Below are 19,461 nucleotides of genomic sequence, written 5' to 3'. Positions count from 1 at the left end.
TACGCTCGCCGGGATGCCGAGTGACGCCGCCCCCGACCAGTCCGCCGCCGACGGTTACCTGCAACGCGCCCACCTGCTCGCCGAGCTGGGGCGCTACGACGAGGGGATCGGCGAACTCACCGCGCTGATCGCGACCGAGCCGGCGCACGTGCCCGCGTTGACCATGCTGGCCCGGATGCACCTGGCCGCCGACCGGCCATCCGAGGCGCTCGCCGCCGCCGAGGCCGCGGTGGCCGCCGCCGGCGGCGCGTCCGTTCCGGAGCCGCCCGCCTTCGGGACGCTCGCCGCGGAGACGCCCACCCGCGACGTGCCGGGCGCCGTGCCGCCTGCTGCCGGAGCCGCCGCCGACGAGGCGTCCGCCCAGGAGGCGGCCGGCGCGGAGACGCCCGTCGCCGGGGCGGTCGTGCCGGCGCTCGTGGCACGCGGGTTCGCGCTGCTCGACCTCGAACGCTGGAAGCCCGCCGCCGCCACCGCCGACGAGATCCTGGCGCGTGCGCCGGGTGACGCGTACGCGCAGCGCAGTGCCGCCGCCGTCCTCTCCGCGTCGCGCAACGGGCAGGCGGCGCTGGACGCAGCGTGGCGGGGTGTGGAGCTGTCGCCGGACGAGCCGGAGGCGCACCTCGTGCTGGGCCTGGTCGCGGTGCGGCTGCAACTGTTCGACCTGGCCGAGCGGGCCTACCGGGAGGCGCTGCGGCTGGACCCAGGGCTGGGCGAGGCGGGGCAGGACATGGGCGTGGCCCGGCTGGAACGACGCCGGTACGCCGAGACGCTGGAACACCTGACCGCGATGGCCGACCTGCCGGTGGCCCGTCCCGACCCGGTCCGGACCGTGGACGCCGGCATCCGGCGTCTCCTGCTGTCGGTGGCCGGGTTGTCCCTGATCGCGAGTGTGCTGGTCGCGGCGCTGGCCCCGGCCTCGCCGGGTGCGTCCCGGCTGTTCGCGGTGCTGGCGGTCGCCGGGGTGGCGGTGCTGCTGCGGCGCCCGGCGACGTGGCAGCCCGGCCTGCGGGAGGCGATGTCGCGCGGCCTGGTCGTCCCGGTCTACGCGGCCGCCGCCGCGGTGGTGCTGCTGCTCGTGTACGCGCTGGTCGGCGGCCCGTTGCCGCTGGTCGGGGCGATCACCGCGTCGGTGGTGGCCGGATTCACCGCGTTCGCTCGCCGGTGAGAGGGTAGGAGGACCGGAAACACCGGCTGAAGGAAGCGGGAATCAGTGCTCACCGTCAATGCCTACGCGGCGACGTCCGCGACCGAACCGCTCGCCCCGACCACCATCGAGCGGCGGGATCTCGGACCGGACGACGTTCTCATCGACATCAAGTTCTCCGGCATCTGCCACTCCGACATCCACACCGCGCGCAGCGAGTGGGGTCCGACCCGCTACCCGATCGTGGTGGGTCACGAGATCGCGGGCGTGGTGCGTGAGGTCGGCTCCGCGGTCACGAAGTTCGCCGTCGGCGACCGGGTCGGCGTCGGCTGCCTGGTCGACTCCTGCCGGGAGTGCGACAACTGCCGCAAGGGCCTGGAGCAGTACTGCCTGAAGGGCAGCACCGGCACGTACGGCGGGGTGGGCCGGGACGGCGAGCCGACCCAGGGCGGCTACTCGCAGGCCATCGTGGTCACCGAGGACTTCGTGCTGCGCATCCCGGACGGCATCGAGCTGGACGCCGCAGCGCCGCTGCTCTGCGCCGGCATCACCACGTACTCGCCGCTGCGGCACTGGAACGCCGGGCCGGGCCGCCGGGTCGCGGTGATCGGCATGGGCGGTCTCGGCCACATGGCCGTGAAGCTGGCCCACGCGATGGGCGCCGAGGTGACCGTGCTGTCCCAGTCGCTGAAGAAGCGGGAGGACGGGCTGCGGCTCGGCGCCGACCACTACTACGCGACCTCCGACGAGGACACGTTCACCACGCTGGCCGGCTCGTTCGACCTGATCATCAACACGGTGAGCGCGACCCTCGACATGGACGCGTACCTGCGGCTGCTCGCCGTGGACGGGACGCTGGTCAACGTGGGCGCCCCGGAGAAGCCGCTGTCGGTGCACGCGTTCTCGCTGATCCCGGCCCGGCGGTCGTTCGCCGGGTCGAACATCGGCGGCATCGCGGAGACCCAGGAGATGCTCGACTTCTGCGCCGAGCACGGGCTGGGCGCCGAGATCGAGGTGATTCCGGCCGAGAAGATCAACGAGGCGTACGAGCGGGTGCTCGCCTCCGACGTGCGCTACCGCTTCGTCATCGACGCGTCCACGTTCTGACGACCGCGTGCGAAGGGGCCGCGTCCGTGCCGGGCGCGGCCCCTTCTCGCGTACGTCAGGACTTGCGCGCCCAGGTCCAGGCGTAGCCGTCGTCCTCGCAGCCGGCGGCCGCGTCGCAGAGGTCGAGCGGGCGGAACGTGTCCACCATGACCGCCAGCTCGTCGAAGAACTCCGCACCGATCGAGCGCTCGGCCGCGCCCGGCTGGGGGCCGTGGGTGAAGCCGGACGGGTGCAGCGAGATCGAGCCCTGCTCGATGCCGGAGCCGCGCCGGGCCTCGTAGTTGCCGCCGGTGTAGAACAGCATCTCGTCGGAGTCGACGTTGTGGTGGTTGTACGGCACCGGGATGGCGGCCGGGTGGTAGTCCACCTTGCGCGGCACGAACGAGCAGATCACGAAGTTCGGGCCCTGGAACGTCTGGTGCACGGGCGGCGGCTGGTGGATCCGCCCGGTGATCGGCTCGAAGTCGTGGATGGAGAACGCCCACGGGTACATGTGCCCGTCCCAGCCCACCACGTCGAACGGGTGGTTGGCGTAGACGTACCTCGTCCACCCGCGGCGGTGCTTGACGAGCACCTCCACCTCCTCGCCGTCGACGAGCAGCGGCGTGTCCGGTCCGCGGACGTCGCGCTCGCAGTAGGGCGCGTGCTCCAGGAACTGGCCGCGTACGGAGAGGTAGCGCTTGGGCGGCCCGATGTGGCCGGACGCCTCGACGGCGAGCAGCCGGGTCGGCTCGTCGCCGGTGGGCACGAGGCGGTGGATGGTCGAGGTGGGGATGACGACGTAGTCGCCCGCGACGGCGTCGAGCACGCCGAACGGCGACTCGACCCGCATCGACCCGGCCTCCAGGTAGAGGCAGTGGTCGCCGGTGGCGTCGCGGAACAGCGGCGACGGCCGGTCGGCGAGCACGTACGCGATGCGTACGTCGTCGTTGGCGAGCAGGTACTGCCGGCCGAGCACCGGGTCCGCGCCGGTGCCGTCGAGCTTGTGCGTGCGCAGGTGGCGCGGCTTGAGCGGCAGGTTGGGCACGCGGGTGACTGTGGGCGGGGCGTACTCCTCGGCGGCGAGGATCGCGGTCGGCGCGTGCCGGTGGTAGAGCAGCGACGAGTCGGAGGAGAAACCCTCCTGGCCGACCAGTTCCTCCGCGTAGAGAGTGCCGTCGGGCTGGCGGAACTGGGTGTGGCGCTTGCGCGGCACGTCGCCGACGCTGCGGTAGTACGGCATCTCGCCTCCCGATATGTCCCGTTCTCCGGCCGGTGGCGTCCGATAATCGGACGCTGTTGTCCGTTCCTCGTAGCGTCCCGTACATTCTTGTCTCGTGTCAACGCAGGTGCCCCGCCTCCTCTCCGGCCTGGTGGACGACGCCGCGGTCTTCCCGCCCGGCAACGCCGCGCTGCCCGACGCGGTGATCGCGCACCGCACCCACCGAACCGCGTGGTTCGCGGACATGGTCGGCCCGCTGCTGCTGCCCGCCTCGGAGATCCAGCGCGGGTCGTTGAACGGCCTGGTGGACCCGGCCGAGGGCCTGGTGATCGGGCTGATCGGCGACACCGGCCTGGACCAGCTCCCGCAGGCGCTGGACGCGCTCGCGCCCGACGGGGTGACCGCCCGGCAGGTCGAGGCGCCGGTCGCCAAGCGCGGCGAGGACCCGCAACCCGGGCTGTCCGAGCTGATGACGCTCGCCGGCCGGCTCGACGGCACCGCCGTGTACGCGGAGATCCCGCTGACCTTCGGCCTGATGGGCGCGCTCGACACGCTCGCCGAGGCGCGCGCCGCCGGGCTGCCGGTGGCGGCCAAGTTCCGCACCGGCGGGCTCGCCGCCGAGCTGTTCCCCACCCCGGTCGAGCTGGCCGCGGTGATCTGCGCGTGCCGGGACCGTAAGCTGCCGTTCAAGCTCACCGCCGGACTGCACCACGCGATCCGGCACCGCGACCCGGAGACCGGCTTCAACCACCACGGTTTCGTGAACGTGCTGGGCGCCACGCTCGCCGCCGTCGGGGGCGCCGAGGTGGACGGCGTGGCCGAGCTGCTCGCCGCCACCGACCCGGTACGCGTGGTCGAGCCGGCCCGGGCGCACCGCGACGCCGAGCGCCCGCTCTGGGTCGGGTACGGCTCGTGCAGCATCTCCGAACCACTTACCGATCTGATCCGGCTGGGGCTGGTGAACGGAGGCTTTGAGGCATGAGCGAACGCACCGAGCGGAGCGAGGGCCGTGAGGGCATGCCCGGCCTGCACCGCATGAGCGAACGCACCGAGCGGAGCGAGGGCCGTGAGGGCATGCCCGGTCGGCACGGCATGAGCTGGGTTCCGGGTGTGGCAGGGTCGCCGTACGGGGTCACGAACCTGCCGTACGGCGTGTTCCGGCACGGCGAGGGCGAGCCGCGCGTCGGCGTCCGCATCGGTGACTTCGCGCTGGACCTGGCCGGCGCGGAGGCCGCCGGTCTGGTGCTGGCCGGCGGCGCGCTGGGCCGGCCGACGCTCAACGCCTTCATGGCGCTCGGCCGCCCGCAGTGGACGGCGGTCCGGCAGCGGGTCGTCGAGCTGCTCACCGAGCCGGAGCACCGGGCGGCGGTCGAGCCGCTGCTGGTGCCGCTGCGCGAGGTCGAGATGGCGCTGCCGTTCGAGGTGGCCGACTACGTCGACTTCTACTCCTCCGAGCACCACGCCTCGAACGTCGGGCAGATCTTCCGGCCCGGCCAGCCGCCGCTGCTGCCGAACTGGAAGCACGTGCCGATCGGCTACCACGGCCGGGCCGGCACCGTGGTCGTCTCCGGCACCCCGGTGACCCGCCCGACCGGCCAGCGGGCCAGCGCGCAGGGCCCGACCACCGGCGCCTCGGTCCGGCTGGACATCGAGGCCGAGGTGGGCTTCGTGGTGGGCGTGCCGAGCCGGCTCGGCGAGCGGGTGCCGGTTGCCGACTTCGCCGACCACGTCTTCGGCGTGGTGCTCGTCAACGACTGGTCGGCCCGGGATATCCAGGCGTGGGAGTACCAGCCGCTCGGGCCGTTCCTCGGCAAGTCGTTCGCCACCTCCGTCTCGGCCTGGGTGACGCCGCTGGAGGCGCTGTCCGACGCGTTCGTGCCCGCGCCGGACCAGGACCCGCCGGTGCAGGACTACCTGCGCGACACCCCGCGCCTCGGGCTGGACCTGACGCTGTCGGTCGAGTGGAACGGCGAGCGGGTCGCCGAGCCGCCGTTCGCCGGCATGTACTGGACCCCGGCCCAGCAGCTCGCGCACCTCACCGTCAACGGCGCGTCGCTGCGTACCGGCGACCTCTACGCCTCCGGCACCGTCTCCGGTCCGGAGCGCGGCCAGGTCGGTTCGTTCCTGGAGCTGACCTGGGGCGGGTCCGAGCCGGTCAAGTTCGCCGACGGCAGCGAGCGGACGTTCCTGGAGGACGGCGACACGGTGACGATCACCGCCACCGCGCCCGGCCCGGACGGCACCACAGTCGCGTTGGGTGAGGTCACCGGGACGATCCTCCCGGCTCGCTGAGATCCGACCTTCCGAACCGGCCCCGGTCGCACCCGATGTGCGACCGGGGCCGTTTCCTTCGGCGTTGATCGCTCCGGATCACCTACGCCCCGGCCGGTGGCTCCCGGTCGAGCCGGGAGCCGCCCGCGGTGCCGGGCCGGGGCGTACCCGCGGAAGCCGAAACAGGAAGGACCGAGCATGACCGAGTTGACCGGTGCCGTCTGGCGCACCAGCAGCCGCTCGAACGATCAGGGTCTCTGCGTCGAGGTGGCGACGAACGTGGTCGCCGAGCACGGCGTGGTGGGCGTACGCGACTCGAAGGACCCGGACGGTCCGGCGCTCGCGGTGAGCCCGCCGGGCTGGGCCGCGTTCGTCACCGCGCTGCGAGGCGGCGCGCTCCGCGGTTGACCGCTCCTGCGCCACACACCGGTGCCCCGGCCGGGGGCACCGGTGGTGGAAATGTCACCGGGAGGCTCCCCGTTTCCGGTCACGGCCCGTACCGTGTACGACACGGGAGGTGCCATGTCGACGGTGACGGTTTCCGCATTCATCGAAGCGCAGGACGCCGATCTGTGGCGGCTGCTCACCGACCTCCCGGCCCGCGCCGACTGGCTCTCGGCGGTGGACGCGGTCGAGGTCCTCGGCACCGGCGGGTTCGGGCCGGGCACCGTGTGGCGGGAGACCCGCGTCCGGCCGGACGGCGGCACCGAACCGGAGGAGTTCGAGGTGATCGAGGCGGTCGCGCCCGGCCGCCTGGTGCTCGGGTCGCGCGGCGCCGGCGCCGACTACCGGATCACCTGGACGCTGCGCACCGTCGAGCGGCGGCGGCGTGGCTGCACCGAGGTCACCGTTGAGCAGGAGGCGGTGCCGACCCGGGCGTACGGGCGGGTGCTGGCCCTGATCCTCGGTGGCCTGGCCGCCCGCGCGGTCGAGGGCGCGCTCCGGCGCGACCTGGCCGACCTGGCGCTGGCCGCCGGTTCCGCCCGATCCACCGAGGCCGCCTGAGCCGACCCGGCCGCTCCCCGTACCCGGCCCGCACGCGGCCGGTAGGGTGCCGGGGCGGAGGTGACGGATGGCGAAGGCCGCGAGGCGGCGGGCCGTGGTGGCGCTGGTGGCAGTGCTCGCCGTCGCGGCGTCGGTCGCCGTGGTCGTCCGGGTGCTGGCGCCCGCCGAGGTCGACACCCCGGCCCGGAAGCCCTACCCGGCGGCGCCCGCGCCGACCGCCGGGGTGCTCGCGCGGCTGCCGGTGGCGCCCCTCGTCGTGGACGGCCGGCTCCGCGTCTACGCGGGCACCCGTCAGGTATACGCGGACCAGCCGGTCACCGGACGGCACCGGGTCACCCCGTTCTGGTCCTTCCGCCGCTGGCCGGCGACGCTGGTCGGAGTGCTCGCCGAGGGCACTACGGTGGTCAGCCGCTGGTCCGACGGGAAGCTGGTGGCGCTCGACGCGCGTACCGGACGGGTGGCCTGGCGGGCCGACGGCCCGCAGCCGGGGTCGGTGCCGGAGCCGCGACGCACCTTCGCCGCCACGGTCTGGGATCCGGCCGGACTGCACGTGGCGCGCACGTCCGAGGGGCGGGCCGTGCTGCTCGCGACCGGTCCGGGCGGCATCGGCGGGTACGACCTCACCGACGGCCGCCGGCTCTGGCGTGCGGACGTGAGCAGGGGTTGCCGGTCCGACGTGGGCACGACCGCCAGCGGTGAGCTGGTCGGCGTGGACAGCTGCGACGGCCCGGCCGCGGTCGAGCTGCGGGACGCGGCGACCGGTGTGGTGCGGACCCGCTGGCGGCCGCCGGACGCGCCGGAACAGCTCGTCGTCACGCCGGTGGGCTGCCGCGACGGGCACTCCGGTTGCCGCGGGCTGCGTACCGCCGGGCCGGACGGCGCGGGCAGCCGGGGCTGGCTGGTGACCGACCCGGGCGAGCCGGCCGCCGCGCCGGGCCTGGACCACCCGGACACGGTGCTGGACGGGGAGCGGGCGGTGGACACGTCCGGCCCGGTGGTGGTCGGGCGCTCGGCGCGTACCGGCGAGGAGCTGTGGCGCCGGGCGGACATCCATCCGGCCCGGGTGCTCGCGACCGAGCCGGGGCGGGTGCACCTGCTGACCGACCGGCGGGAACTGGTCACCGTCGACCCGCTCACCGGTGCGACCCGGTCCAGTTTCGTGCTCGACCTGGGGCGGGACGGGATCGGCTGGCGGCCGGGCCGGGCGTACGCGGTGGACGGCTACGTCGCGGTGGAGCGGCTGCGGGAGAGTGCCGTTCCGGAGGACGACGACCAGGGCTACTTCCTGATGGCCGAGCCGGTGCTGCTCGCCGTGACCTGATCCGGCGGGTCAAGCCACAAAACGGACAAAAGCCCCTATAGTTCTCTTGTCTAATCGGTCGGACGAAGACGCCCGGCGCCGGTCCGTAGGGGGTTGACGGACCGGTGCCGGGCGTGCCCGGTCAGGCCAGCGCGGCCTCGGCGGCGGCCAGGAACGCGTCGTTCTCGGCCGGGGTGCCGATGGTGACCCGTACCCCGTCGCCCGGGAACGGCCGGACGATCACGCCGCGCGCCTCGCACGCCCGGCCGAACTCCACCGCCCGCTCGCCCAGCGGCAGCCAGACGAAGTTGGCCTGGCTGTCCGGCACGTCCGGCACGAACTTGCGCAGCGCCTCGGTGACCCGGTCCCGCTCGGCCACGACCAGCGCGCACCGCCGCTCCACCTCGTCGGCCTGCGCCAGCGCGGCCAGCGCGCCCGCCTGGGCGGCCATGCTGGTGGAGAACGGCGTGACCACCTTTCGGACGGCGGCGGCCACCTCCGGCGCCGCGACCAGCCAGCCGATCCGCAGGCCGGCCAGGCCCCACGCCTTGGACAGCGTGCGCAGCACCGCCACGTTCGGCCGGTCCAGGTAGGTCAGGCCGTCCGGCACCTCCGGGTCGGTGACGAACTCCCGGTACGCCTCGTCGATCACCACGAGCACGTCGTCCGGCACCGCGTCGAGGAAGCGGTCCAGCTCGGCCCGGCGCACCGCCGTACCGGTGGGGTTGTTCGGGTTGCAGACCAGGACCATCCGGGTCCGGTCGGTCACCGCCGCCGCCATCGCGTCGAGGTCGTGGCCGTGGCCGGCGTCGTTCGGCACCCGCACGCTCGTCGCGCCGCTGGTCGCCGCGATGATCGGGTACGCCTCGAAGGAGCGCCACGAGTAGAGCAGCTCGTCACCGGGCAGGCAGGTGGCACGCACCAGGTGCTCGGCCAGCGCCACCGAACCGCAGCCGGTGGCGATCCGGTCGGCGTCCACGCCGTACCGCTCGGCGAGCGTCTGGCGCAGCGCCACCACGCCCATGTCCGGGTAGCGGTGCGAACCGGCTACCGCCTCGGCGACCGCCTCCACCACGCCCGGCAGCGGGCCGTACGGCACCTCGTTGCTGGCCAGCTTGATCGCCTCGGCCAGGCCCAGCTCGCGGGCCAGGTCGGCCGGGCTGCGGCCGGGCACGTAGTTCGGCAGCGCGTCCAGGTCGGCGCGGGTGAGCCGCAGCGCGGGCTGGTGGCGTCCGGTCTCGGTCATGGGGTGTCTCCCGGGGTGTCGGCGCTCTCGGGCGGGGCGGTACTGGTGTCACGCTTGCGGGGGAGCTGGACCACCACCGTCTGCGCCCGCTTGTCGTGCAGGGCCTGGCGCAGCGGGTGGTCGAACAGGGGCGATACCGCGTCGATGAGCTGGAGCAGCAGGCCCAGCCCGCAGCAGTACCAGAGCAGCGTCGGCAGGCCGAGCGTGCTCCAGCGCCGGGTCGCCCGGCCGAAGCCGAGCGGCTGGTCCGCCTCGACCGGCAGCGCGCGGATGCCCATCAGCCGTTTGCCGAAGGTCTGACCGCGCGCCGCCATCGACGGCACCTCGTACGCGTACCAGAGCGCGGTGGCGATCACGAGAATGGCGATCTGGAGGCCGCCGGCCTGGTCGTCGATCTGAGGCAGCCCTTCGGTGGACGTGTCGCCGTTGAGCGCCCGGCGCACCGATTCACGCAGGTACGGGGAGACGGCCTCGACGTAGCGCCAGACGAACCAGCCGTTGACAACGGCGTTGAGCAGGAACACCACGCCGAAGTCGATCAGGCGCGCGACCAGCCGGGCGCCGTACGACGCCAGCGGCAGTCCGTGTGGGCGGGGGATCGGCTGTGCGCCCGGCCAGTGCGGGTACGGCCAGCCCGGTGGCGGTCCCTGCATGCCCGGCCCGGCCTGTCCCGGCTGCCCGGGCTGACCCGGCTGAACCGGCTGACCTGGCCACGGGTTCGGTTGACCCGGCTGTCCCGGCCACGGGCCGGCCTGGCCGGGCTGACCCGGTTGACCCGGCTGTCCCGGCCACGGGCCCGGCCGGCCGGGCGCGCCGGACGTCGAAGCCGCGTCGGGGCGGCCGCCGGGACCGGCGGCCTGCTGTTCGGCGGCCGGCGTCGGGGTGGCCGGCGCGGGCTCCGGTTCGGGGGGCGGCGGGCCGTCGGGCGGGGTGACGTCGACCGGGATCGGCGCGCCGATCCAGCCCTCGCCGTCCCACCACCTGCGGGTCTCCGTGTCGGCGGGGTCGACGTACCAGCCGGGTTCCAAACTCACGATGCCGTCCTAGTTCCCGACTGCGGGGCTCGCAGACCCGGCTCACTCCTCGCGCTCACGGGCCAACCTTAACGACGACCGTACCGGCGAACTTGTCGTGGAGGCACTGCTGCCAGGGCTTGTCCCACAGTTGCCAGAAACCGTCGAGGTAGCTGAGGAACGGCACGAACATCCCGCCGGCGAACTCGACGGCCCAGCGCTTGCCGAGCATGCCCCGGGTCAGCGCGGCGTCCGGCTGCACCGGCACGATCCGCAGCTTCATCACCTTCTTGCCGAGCGTCTGCCCGGTCCGGCGGGCGTACTCGACGTGGTAGACCCAGTAGAAGGCGAGCATCAGCAGCAGGACCCCGAGCTCGGCGGCGAGCAGCGGCAGGAACACGCTCGTCCAGACCTCGACCGCGTCGGGACCGTTCGGCCCGGCCTGCTCGATCTCGTCGATCATCCGGAAGAAGACGAGGAAGAACACCGGCACGAACAGCGCCATCGTCACCGCCATGGCGACGGCGGTGTCGATCAGGTAGGCGAGCAACCGGTCGCCGAAGCCCGCCAGCGGCTGCCCGTTCGGCGCCACCGGGGGCGGGACGGGCGCCGGGGCGTACCCGGGTGGGGGGTAACCGGGCGGCGGGTAGCCGGGCGGGCCGGCGTACCCCGGGGGAACGTGCTGCGCGGGCACCGCCGGTCCGCCGGGCGGCGCGAAGCCGCCGCCCGCGGCTGGATGTCCGGCGGGCGGCGGCATCGGGTTCGGAGGAGGCTGGGTCACGCGGACAGTGTTACAGGTTCCCGCGCTTCTCCTGCTCGCGCTCGATCGCCTCGAACAGGGCCTTGAAGTTGCCCTTGCCGAAGCCGAGCGAGCCGTGCCGCTCGATCAGCTCGAAGAAGACGGTGGGGCGGTCCTGCACCGGCTTGGTGAAGATCTGGAGCAGGTAGCCGTCCTCGTCCCGGTCGACCAGGATCTTGCGGGACTGAAGCTCCTCGATCGGCACCCGGACGTTGCCGATGCGGGCGCGCAGCTCCGGGTCCTCGTAGTACGAGTCCGGGGTGTCCAGGAACTCGACACCCGCGGCGCGCATGGCGTCCACGCTGGCCAGGATGTCGTTGGTGGCCACGGCGATGTGCTGGGCGCCGGGGCCCTGGTAGAACTCCAGGTACTCGTCGATCTGCGACTTCTTGCGGGCCACGGCCGGCTCGTTGAGCGGGAACTTCACCTTGCGGGTGCCGTTGGCGACGACCTTGCTCATCAGCGCCGAGTAGTCGGTGGCGATGTCGTCGCCGATGAACTCCGCCATGTTCGAGAAGCCCATGACGCGCTTGTAGAACTCGACCCACTCGTCCATCCGGCCCAGCTCCACGTTGCCGACCACGTGGTCGACCGCCTGGAAGAACCGCTTCGGCTGGAGGCCGGCGTCGATCATCGGCTGCCGGTCCACGATCGGGCCGCGAGCGACGAAGCCGGGCAGGAACGGGCCGGTGTAGCGGGACCTGTCGACCAGGCTGTGCCGGGTGTCGCCGTACGCGGCGATGGACGCCATCCGGACGGTGCCGTGCTCGTCGCTGACGTCGTGCGGCTCGACCAGGCCGGTCGCGCCCTGCGCCACGGCGTGCGCGTACGCGGCGTCCACGTCCGGCACCTCCAGCGCGATGTCGGAGACGCCGTCGCTGTGCTTCGCCACGTGCTCGGCGCCGTCGGCGTCCGGGCGGACCGCGCCGGTCAGCACGAAGCGGGCCGAACCGCTGGTCAGCACGTACTGCGCGTGGTCGCGGTAGCCCTGCTCCGGCCCCCGGTACGCCACGCACGTCATGCCGAACGCGGTGGAGTAGTAGTGCGCGGCCTGCTTGGCGTTGCCCACCAGGAAGTGGACGTGGTCCATGCCCTTGACCGGGAACGGGTCGCGGGTGATGTCGTGGTCGACTGCGCCGACGAGAGCGTCGACGTCGACCTCCTCGGTCGACTGGGGTCGGTCGATCGCCTGGGTCATGGTGGCCTCCCTCGCGTACCGGCCGGCCTCGTGGGCCGCCGTGGATGTGCTCTTCCGGCGAGGATCTACGGACCGCAGTGAGTTGGGCAACAGTTGACGTTATTCCTGGTCAGGTTGTGCATTCGGTACGGTCGGACACCATGAACACTGGTCAGGATGTACAGCTCGACGAGCTGGACGCTCGCTTGATCGAACTGCTCGCGGAGGAGCCCCGGATCGGCGTGCTGGAGTGCTCCCGCCGCCTCGGCGTGGCCCGCGGCACGGTCCAGGCCCGGCTCGACAAGCTCGTCGGCCGGGGCGTGGTGACCGGGTTCGGGCCGGACATCACCCCCGCCGCGATCGGCTTCGGGGTGACCAGCTTCGTCACCCTGGAGATCAGCCAGCGGCACGGCCACGACCAGGTCACCGCGCACCTGGCCGCGATCCCCGAGGTGCTGGAGGCGCACACCATCACCGGCTCCAGCGACCTGCTCTGCCGGATCGTCGCCCGGTCGAACACCGACCTCCAGCGGGTCATCGACCAGATCGTCGCCTCGGAGGGCATCCGGCGCGCATCCACCATCATCGCGCTGGCCGAGCAGATCCCGTACCGGACGTTGCCGCTGGTCCGCTCCGCCGCCCGCGGGTAAGGAAGGGCCCCCTGTTAACGCCTTCGGAGGTGGAAGGGCCCCTTATTAACACCCCGGACCGCCCAAGAAGCGCCGCGACACGCACCGCACGCGGCCCGGGGGACCGGCGATCGTCGCTACCGTGTGCGGTGTGAAGGGCCTAGGGGTACGCGGCTGGTTGCTGCTCGGGCTCGTCACCGTGGTCGTACTCGCCGCGACAGGCGTCTGGAACCCGTTCCCGGCGCTGTGGGACTGGGTCGACCGCAGCAAGCCGATCTCCGAGCCGGACGTGGTCTGGCAGCAGCGCGTCGGCGGCACGCCGCGCAGCGTCACCATCGCCGGCGACACAGTGATCGTCGAGCAGCGCACCCGCATCGAGGCGCGCAACCTCGCCGACGGCGGCCAGTTGTGGGAGCGCAAGGCCGACTGGTCGGCGGTCGCGGGCAGCGGCCGGGAGTCGGTCGTCGCCGTGGGCCGGCTGCTCGACAAAGGGTACGAGGTGCTCGACCCGGTCAGCGGCGTGACCCGCCGCCGCGACGACCGCGCGATCGCCGTCTGGACCTACCGGAACCTGCTGCTGGACGCGTACTGCGTGCAGGCCACCGACTGCACGCTGCGCGCCTGGGAGCCGCGCGGCACCGCTCCGCTGTGGAGCGCGTTCCTGCCCGGCGTGCACAGCGGCGTGCTCGCCGACAACCCGGAACTACTGGGCACCCGGCGGCTCGGCGCCACCCGGATCGACGGCGGGGTGGCCGGGCCGGAGTCCGTCCCGCCGCTGCTCGGCTTCCCGGTCGACGGGCGGGTGCACGTGGTGGACACCGCCACCGGCCGGGTGCTCCAGAACGTCCAGCCCGGCCGCGAGGAGCGGCTCGCGGTGGTCGGCGGCCGGCTGCTGCGGATCGCGGCCACCTCCCGCGACGGGAGCTGCTACTACGCCGTGACCGCCGTGGACCCGGCCACCGGTCAGCAGGTGTGGCGGCGTACCGGGATCAACCTGCGCACCGCCGACTACGCCGGCTGCGTGCAGCGGGAGGATCCGCAGGGCGGGCGCAACGTGATCATCGGGGTCGCCCCGGACGGGCGTGAGGCGGTGCTCGACGGGTACGACGGCCGGCTGCTCCAGGTCGGCGCGGACGGCGAGAAGCTGCTCGCCGTGGACGACCGGTACGCCGTGGTGCGCAGCGCCGACAAGGGCTCGCTGCTCGGGCGGGAACTGTCGGCCGACCGGACCCGCTGGACCCGGCCGGCGGGCGGCAAGAGCGGTGCGGCGCTCACCCCGTACGCGGCGGTGATCAGCGAGGAGAAGCCGTCGCGGCTGATCGCGGTCGAGCCGCGGGAGGGCCGGGTGCTGGTCGAGCTCCGTACCTCGGCGAACGCGCTGGCGGTCGGCCCGAACGGCATGATCATCGGCGAGGGGCGGGAGATCGGGTACGTCCGCTGGGGCGCCGGCACGTCCGAGGCGCCGGGGCCGGGCCAGGACGGCGCGCCGGTGGCGCCGAACCCCGGAGGCAGCTGGCGCCCACCCGGCGACCAGGGAAGTTGCGGACCGAAACGGGAACTCTGCGCCGACGGCAAGTGACAGCGGGTGAGAGCGTCGTCCCAGGACCGACCTGCGGGTGCCACCGATCGACAGCTCTGCCCTAGGCTTTTCGGTCATGAGCAGTGCCGCCGCCTTCTCGTACGCACCCCTGCTGCCGACCGGTCCCGACCAGACCGAATACCGCCTGGTCACCGACGAGGGCGTGGACGTCGTCAACGGCCCCGGGGGCCGCCGGTTCCTCACAGTGGATCCGGGCGCGCTGACCGCGCTGACGGCCGAGGCGATGCACGACATCGCCCACTTCCTGCGCCCGGCCCACCTGGCTCAGCTCCGCGCGATCATCGACGATCCGGCGGCCTCGCCGAACGACCGCTTCGTCGCGCTCGACCTGCTGCGCAACGCCAACATCGCGGCCGGCGGCGTGTTGCCGATGTGCCAGGACACCGGCACCGCGATCGTGATGGGCAAGCGCGGCCGGCACGTGCTCACCGACGGCACCGACGCGGAGGCGATCTCGCGCGGCGTCTATCAGGCGTACACCCGGCTGAACCTGCGCTACTCGCAGCTCGCCCCGCTGACCATGTGGGACGAGCGGAACACCGGCAGCAACCTGCCCGCCCAGGTGGAGCTGTACGCCGAGGACCCGGACGGCCACGCCGACGCGTACAAGTTCCTCTTCATGGCCAAGGGTGGCGGCTCGGCCAACAAGTCCTACCTCTACCAGGAGACCAAGGCGCTGCTGAACCCCACGCGGATGATGCAGTTCCTGGAGGAGAAGCTGCGGCTCATCGGCACCGCGGCCTGCCCGCCCTACCACCTGGCGATCGTCATCGGCGGCACCTCCGCCGAGTACGCGCTGAAGACCGCGAAGTACGCCTCCGCGAAGTACCTCGACGCGCTGCCCACCGAGGGCTCGATGAGCGCGCACGGCTTCCGTGACCTGGAGTTGGAGGCCGAGGTGCTGGAGCTGACCCGCAACTTCGGCATCGGCGCTCAGTTCGGCGGGCGCTACTTCTGCCACGACGTACGCGTGGTCCGGCTGCCCCGGCACGGCGCCTCCTGCCCGGTGGCGATCGCGGTCTCCTGCTCGGCCGACCGGCAGGCGGTGGCGAAGATCACCCCGTCGGGCGTCTGGCTGGAGCGCCTCGAAACCGACCCGGCGCGTTACCTGCCCGACGTCACCGACGAGACGCTGGAGACCGAGGAGGTCGTCCGCGTCGACCTGAACCGGCCGATGGACGAGATCCGGGCCGAGCTGTCGAAGTACCCGGTGAAGACCCGGCTGTCGCTGACCGGCCCGCTCGTCGTGGCCCGGGACATCGCGCACGCGAAGATCGCCGAGCGGCTGGACGCGGGCGAGCCGATGCCGCAATACCTCCGCGACCACGCGGTCTACTACGCCGGCCCGGCGAAGACCCCCGAGGGCTACGCCTCCGGCTCGTTCGGTCCCACCACGGCGGGCCGGATGGACGCGTACGTGGAGAAGTTCCAGGCGGCCGGCGGCTCGATGGTGATGCTCGCGAAGGGCAACCGGTCCGCCCAGGTCACCCGCTCCTGCCAGGCCCACGGCGGCTTCTACCTCGGCTCGATCGGCGGCCCGGCCGCCCGCCTGGCGCAGGACTGCATCAAGCACGTCGAGGTGCTCGAGTACGCCGAGCTGGGCATGGAAGCGGTCTGGAAGATCGAGGTGGAGGACTTCCCCGCCTTCATCGTCGTCGACGACAAGGGCAACGACTTCTTCGCCGAGGTCACCAAGCCGGTCCTCACCGTCGGCCGGCGCTGACGGCAGACGTACACGAGGGGCGCCCGGGATGGTCCGGGCGCCCCTCGGCGTGTTCGTCATGCATCGACATCGGTGCGCCTGCCCGGCAGGGTGGCCGGACAGGCGCACCGCCCCCGTCGGATGTCGTCACCGACAACCGGTGACGAGTCTGTGCGCCGTCGCTATCGGATCGCTATCGCCTCGCCGCGCCGCTCGGTGACCGCCGGGCTACGCTGCTGGAAGTTGCATGGCGGCAGGCGGGGGCGCGGATGCGATTCGGGATCTTGGGGCCCTTGCGGGTCGGCGGCGGCGAAGCCACCGTCACCGCGGGCCGGGATCGCACCGTGCTCGCCATGCTGTTGCTGCGCCCCGGCCGGGTGGTGCCGGTGGAGGATCTGGTCGACGCCGTCTGGGAGGAGCGTCCCCCGGCGACCGCGCGGACCCAGCTCCAGATCTGTGTGTCGCGACTGCGGCAGCGGTTCGCGGCGCTCGGGCTGCCGGCCGGGACCATCGTCACCGACCCGGCGGGCTACGGCATCCGGATCGAGCCGGACGACCTCGACGCCGACATGTTCGCCCGGGCCGTGGAGACGGCCCGCGCCGAGGCCGCCGCCGGCCGGTTTGCCGAGGCCCGCCGTCACTATCGGGCGGCGCTGGCGCTGTGGCGCGGTCCGGCGCTCGCCGGTATCCCGGCCCGGCTGGTGCGACTGCGGGCCCAGGCGCTCGACGAGCAGCGGCTCGCCGTGCTGGAGGACTGCGTCGACGTCGAGTTGCGGCTGCGCCGGGGGACCGAACTGGTCGACGAGCTGACCGAGGCGGTCGAGCACAACCCGCTGCGGGAACGGCTGCGAGGGCAGCTGATGCTGGCTCTCTCGGCGGTCGGCCGGCAGGCGGACGCGCTCGCCGTCTACCGGGAGGGCCGCCGGATCTACGCCGAGGAGCTGGGCATCGAGCCCGGCGCGGCGTTGCAGGAGTTGCACCAGCGGGTGCTCGGCGGCGACCTGGTGCTGGGCGTGCCGGAGAGCCGGGTCACCGCGCCGGTCCGGGCGCTGCCCCGGGCGATCAGCGACTTCACCGGGCGCCAGCAGACCGTGGCCCGGCTGGTCAAGGAGGTCGCCGAGGAGGGAAGCCGGGTCCAGCTCCTGGACGGTATGGCCGGCAGCGGCAAGACCACACTGGCCGTTCAGGTGGCGAGCGCGCTCGTCGACCGGTTCCCCGACGCGCAGCTCTTCGTCGACCTGCACGGGCACAGCGACCGCAGCCCGCTGAGCACTGCCGCTGCGGCGGCCATCCTGCTCCAGCAGCTCGGTGTGCCGGCCGAGCGGGTTCCGGCCGACCTGGCGGGCCGGCTGGCGATGTGGCGTTCCGAACTGGCCGACCGGCGGGCCGTGGTGGTGCTCGACAACGCCGCGGACGCCGCGCAGGTCGTCCCGCTGCTGCCCAACGGGCGGGACTGCACCGTGCTGATCACCAGCCGCCGCAGGCTGGTCGGCGTGGACGCGGGGCGGCCCACCTCCCTGCCGGTACTCGATGCCGACGAGGCGGTCGAGCTGCTGGCCCGGGTGGCCGGCGCGGAACGGGTCGACGCCGAGCCGGAGGCGGCGGCGGAGGTGGCGCGCCGTTGCGGACACCTTCCGCTCGCGCTGCGGCTGGCCGGGGCGCGGCTCGCGCACCGGCCGCGGTGGCGGATGGCCGACCTGGCCGAACGCCTGGCCGGGGCGGCCGATCCCCTGGCGGAGCTGACCGTCGGGGAGCGCTCGGTCGCGCGTGCCTTCGCGCTGTCGTACGAGCAGGTGCCGCCGGTGGTGCAGCGGGTGTTCCGGCTGCTCGGACTCCACCCGGGCAGCCGCATCGACAACCGGGTGGCGGCCGTGCTCGCGGAGCTGTCGCTGTCGGAGGCGCAGGACGCACTCGACGAACTGGTCGACGCGCACCTCGTCGAGGAGGTGGAGCCCGGCCGGTACCGGTTGCACGACCTCATCCGGGAGTACGCCCACACGCTCGGGGCGGAGCGCGAGACCGGCGACGAGCGACGGGCGGCGATCGCCCGGCTGCTCGATCATCACCTGCACGTCGCCGCCGCCATCGCGCTGACTCTGGAGCAGACCGCTCCGCACGGCATTTTCGCCCGATCGGAGCCGGTACGGCCCGACCTGGTGGCGGCCACCGTCGTTCTCGGCCGGCCGTGGCTGGAGGAGAACCGGTCGACGCTGACCGCGTTGGTCCGGTTGGCGGAGGCCGAGGGTTTCCTCCGGCAGAGCTGGCAGCTGGCCCGGGTGGGCTGGACCGTCAACTTCTACGGCGGCCACCTCGACGACCTGATCGAGACGCACCAGATCGGCCTGCGGGCCGCCGAGCGTCTGGGCGACGACGAGGCCGTGGCGACGATGCACAACTATCTCGCGTCGGCCGACTACCGCCGGGCGCGCTTCGCCGAGGTGATCCGGCGGATGGAGGTGGTGGTCGGCATCTACCGGCGGCTCGACCGGCCGGTCGAGCTGCGGAAGGCGCTCGACAACCTCGGCACGGCCTACGCGGTGGACGGGCACCACAGGCAGGCCATCGAGATGTACGACGCGTCGGCCGCGCTCGCCCGCCGGCTGGACGATCCGTTCGCGCTGACCAACATGCTGAACAACCTCTCGCTCTGCCTGATGTGGTCCGGGCGGTACGACGAGGCCCTGCGGAAGTGCCGCCACCATCTGGCGCTCGCCCGGCAGGTCGGCGACCCGCGTCAGCTCGGCAACGCCGTCGGCCACCTGGGCATGGTCCGGCACCGGCGCGGCGAGCGTGGACCGGCCCGGCGGCTCCTGCGTACCGGTCTGACGTTGAAGCGCAAGATCGGCAACCGCTACGGCGAGGGCGAGCTGCTCAACGAGCTGGGCATGATGGAGCGCGAGGAGGGCCGGCCGGAGCAGGCCGCCGCGCTGCATCGGGAGGCCTTGATGGCGATGAACGACGCCGGGGATCTGGGCGGGCAGTGTGCGTCCCGGAACCTGCTGGCCCGGGCGATGCTGGACCAGGGGGACGTCGCCAGCGCGCTGGACCTGCACCGCCGGGTGCTCACCGACGCCACCCGGCTCAGCGCCCGTTACGAGCAGGCCTGCGCGCTCGACGGCATGGCCCGCTGCCTGCGTCACACCGACCCCGACCAGGCCCGCCGGTACGCCGGGCGGGCGCTGGCGCTGTTCCGCCAGGTCGAGTCGCCGGACCGGCGGGAGACCGAGAGGCTGCTCGCCGAGCTGGGCTGAGGGCCGCGCCACTTTC

General features: G+C 73.3%; 16 protein-coding genes. 11 read left to right on the top strand and 5 right to left on the bottom strand.

What is annotated here, in order from left to right; translation table 11 throughout:
• Window positions 1-13: 13 nt before the first annotated feature.
• Together MICAU_RS29080 and MICAU_RS29075 are read left to right on the top strand one after the other, a co-directional pair.
• Window positions 14-1,165, top strand: coding sequence for a tetratricopeptide repeat protein (locus MICAU_RS29080; protein WP_041799369.1), 1,152 nt, complete (start codon window positions 14-16; stop codon window positions 1,163-1,165).
• A gap of 45 nt (window positions 1,166-1,210) precedes the next feature.
• On the top strand, window positions 1,211-2,251 hold the full coding sequence (locus MICAU_RS29075) for an NAD(P)-dependent alcohol dehydrogenase (RefSeq protein WP_013288931.1): 1,041 nt from the start codon (window positions 1,211-1,213) through the stop codon (window positions 2,249-2,251).
• 55 nt (window positions 2,252-2,306) lie between these two features.
• Here MICAU_RS29075 and MICAU_RS29070 read toward each other — a convergent pair whose 3' ends face one another.
• Window positions 2,307-3,473, bottom strand: a complete 1,167-nt coding sequence (locus MICAU_RS29070) for a homogentisate 1,2-dioxygenase (RefSeq protein WP_013288930.1) — start codon at window positions 3,471-3,473, stop codon at window positions 2,307-2,309.
• A gap of 94 nt (window positions 3,474-3,567) precedes the next feature.
• Between MICAU_RS29070 and MICAU_RS29065 the strand changes: the two genes are divergently transcribed.
• From MICAU_RS29065 to MICAU_RS29045, 5 genes are all read left to right on the top strand, one after another.
• Window positions 3,568-4,434, top strand: a complete 867-nt coding sequence (locus MICAU_RS29065) for a hypothetical protein (RefSeq protein WP_041799132.1) — start codon at window positions 3,568-3,570, stop codon at window positions 4,432-4,434.
• 110 nt (window positions 4,435-4,544) lie between these two features.
• Window positions 4,545-5,744, top strand: coding sequence for a fumarylacetoacetase (gene fahA, locus MICAU_RS29060; protein ID WP_041799367.1), 1,200 nt, complete (start codon window positions 4,545-4,547; stop codon window positions 5,742-5,744).
• Window positions 5,745-5,921: 177 nt separating this feature from the next.
• Window positions 5,922-6,131 carry a DUF397 domain-containing protein gene (locus MICAU_RS29055; RefSeq protein WP_013288927.1) on the top strand — a complete coding sequence of 70 codons (210 nt, stop codon included), beginning with the start codon at window positions 5,922-5,924 and terminating at the stop codon, window positions 6,129-6,131.
• 114 nt (window positions 6,132-6,245) lie between these two features.
• Complete coding sequence (locus MICAU_RS29050; protein ID WP_013288926.1) at window positions 6,246-6,728, top strand: SRPBCC family protein; 483 nt, start codon at window positions 6,246-6,248, stop codon at window positions 6,726-6,728.
• 67 nt (window positions 6,729-6,795) lie between these two features.
• On the top strand, window positions 6,796-8,049 hold the full coding sequence (locus tag MICAU_RS29045; RefSeq protein WP_013288925.1) for an outer membrane protein assembly factor BamB family protein: 1,254 nt from the start codon (window positions 6,796-6,798) through the stop codon (window positions 8,047-8,049).
• Between the two features lie 121 nt (window positions 8,050-8,170).
• Here the strand turns inward: MICAU_RS29045 and hisC are convergent, their stop codons facing one another.
• The 4 genes from hisC to hppD are packed head-to-tail and all read right to left on the bottom strand — an operon-like array spanning window position 8,171 to window position 12,284.
• Window positions 8,171-9,274, bottom strand: a complete 1,104-nt coding sequence (gene hisC, locus MICAU_RS29040; protein WP_013288924.1) for a histidinol-phosphate transaminase — start codon at window positions 9,272-9,274, stop codon at window positions 8,171-8,173.
• The gene (locus tag MICAU_RS29035) at window positions 9,271-10,308 is read right to left on the bottom strand and encodes an RDD family protein (RefSeq protein ID WP_013288923.1); all 1,038 of its coding nucleotides are present in this window, start codon (window positions 10,306-10,308) and stop codon (window positions 9,271-9,273) included. Before MICAU_RS29035 ends, hisC begins: the two co-directional genes overlap by 4 nt.
• A gap of 55 nt (window positions 10,309-10,363) precedes the next feature.
• Entirely contained in the window at window positions 10,364-11,068 is a 705-nt protein-coding gene (locus tag MICAU_RS29030) for an RDD family protein (protein ID WP_225319507.1), read from the bottom strand.
• Between the two features lie 10 nt (window positions 11,069-11,078).
• Window positions 11,079-12,284 (bottom strand): 4-hydroxyphenylpyruvate dioxygenase, encoded by a 1,206-nt coding sequence (hppD, locus tag MICAU_RS29025; RefSeq protein WP_013288921.1) that lies wholly within the window; start codon window positions 12,282-12,284, stop codon window positions 11,079-11,081.
• Between the two features lie 140 nt (window positions 12,285-12,424).
• On the opposite strand from hppD, the gene MICAU_RS29020 reads away from it, so the two are divergent.
• From MICAU_RS29020 to MICAU_RS29005, 4 genes are all read left to right on the top strand, one after another.
• Window positions 12,425-12,913 (top strand): Lrp/AsnC family transcriptional regulator, encoded by a 489-nt coding sequence (locus MICAU_RS29020; protein ID WP_013288920.1) that lies wholly within the window; start codon window positions 12,425-12,427, stop codon window positions 12,911-12,913.
• A 121-nt stretch (window positions 12,914-13,034) separates the two neighbouring features.
• The gene (locus MICAU_RS29015) at window positions 13,035-14,471 is read left to right on the top strand and encodes an outer membrane protein assembly factor BamB family protein (RefSeq protein WP_013288919.1); all 1,437 of its coding nucleotides are present in this window, start codon (window positions 13,035-13,037) and stop codon (window positions 14,469-14,471) included.
• 76 nt (window positions 14,472-14,547) lie between these two features.
• Window positions 14,548-16,215 carry a fumarate hydratase gene (locus MICAU_RS29010; RefSeq protein WP_013288918.1) on the top strand — a complete coding sequence of 556 codons (1,668 nt, stop codon included), beginning with the start codon at window positions 14,548-14,550 and terminating at the stop codon, window positions 16,213-16,215.
• Between the two features lie 248 nt (window positions 16,216-16,463).
• The gene (locus tag MICAU_RS29005) at window positions 16,464-19,445 is read left to right on the top strand and encodes an AfsR/SARP family transcriptional regulator (protein WP_013288917.1); all 2,982 of its coding nucleotides are present in this window, start codon (window positions 16,464-16,466) and stop codon (window positions 19,443-19,445) included.
• Window positions 19,446-19,461: the final 16 nt, after the last annotated feature.

It is taken from the genome of Micromonospora aurantiaca ATCC 27029, assembly GCF_000145235.1.
Lineage (GTDB): Bacteria > Actinomycetota > Actinomycetes > Mycobacteriales > Micromonosporaceae > Micromonospora > Micromonospora aurantiaca.
This window is presented reverse-complemented; position numbering and strand designations above follow the sequence as displayed.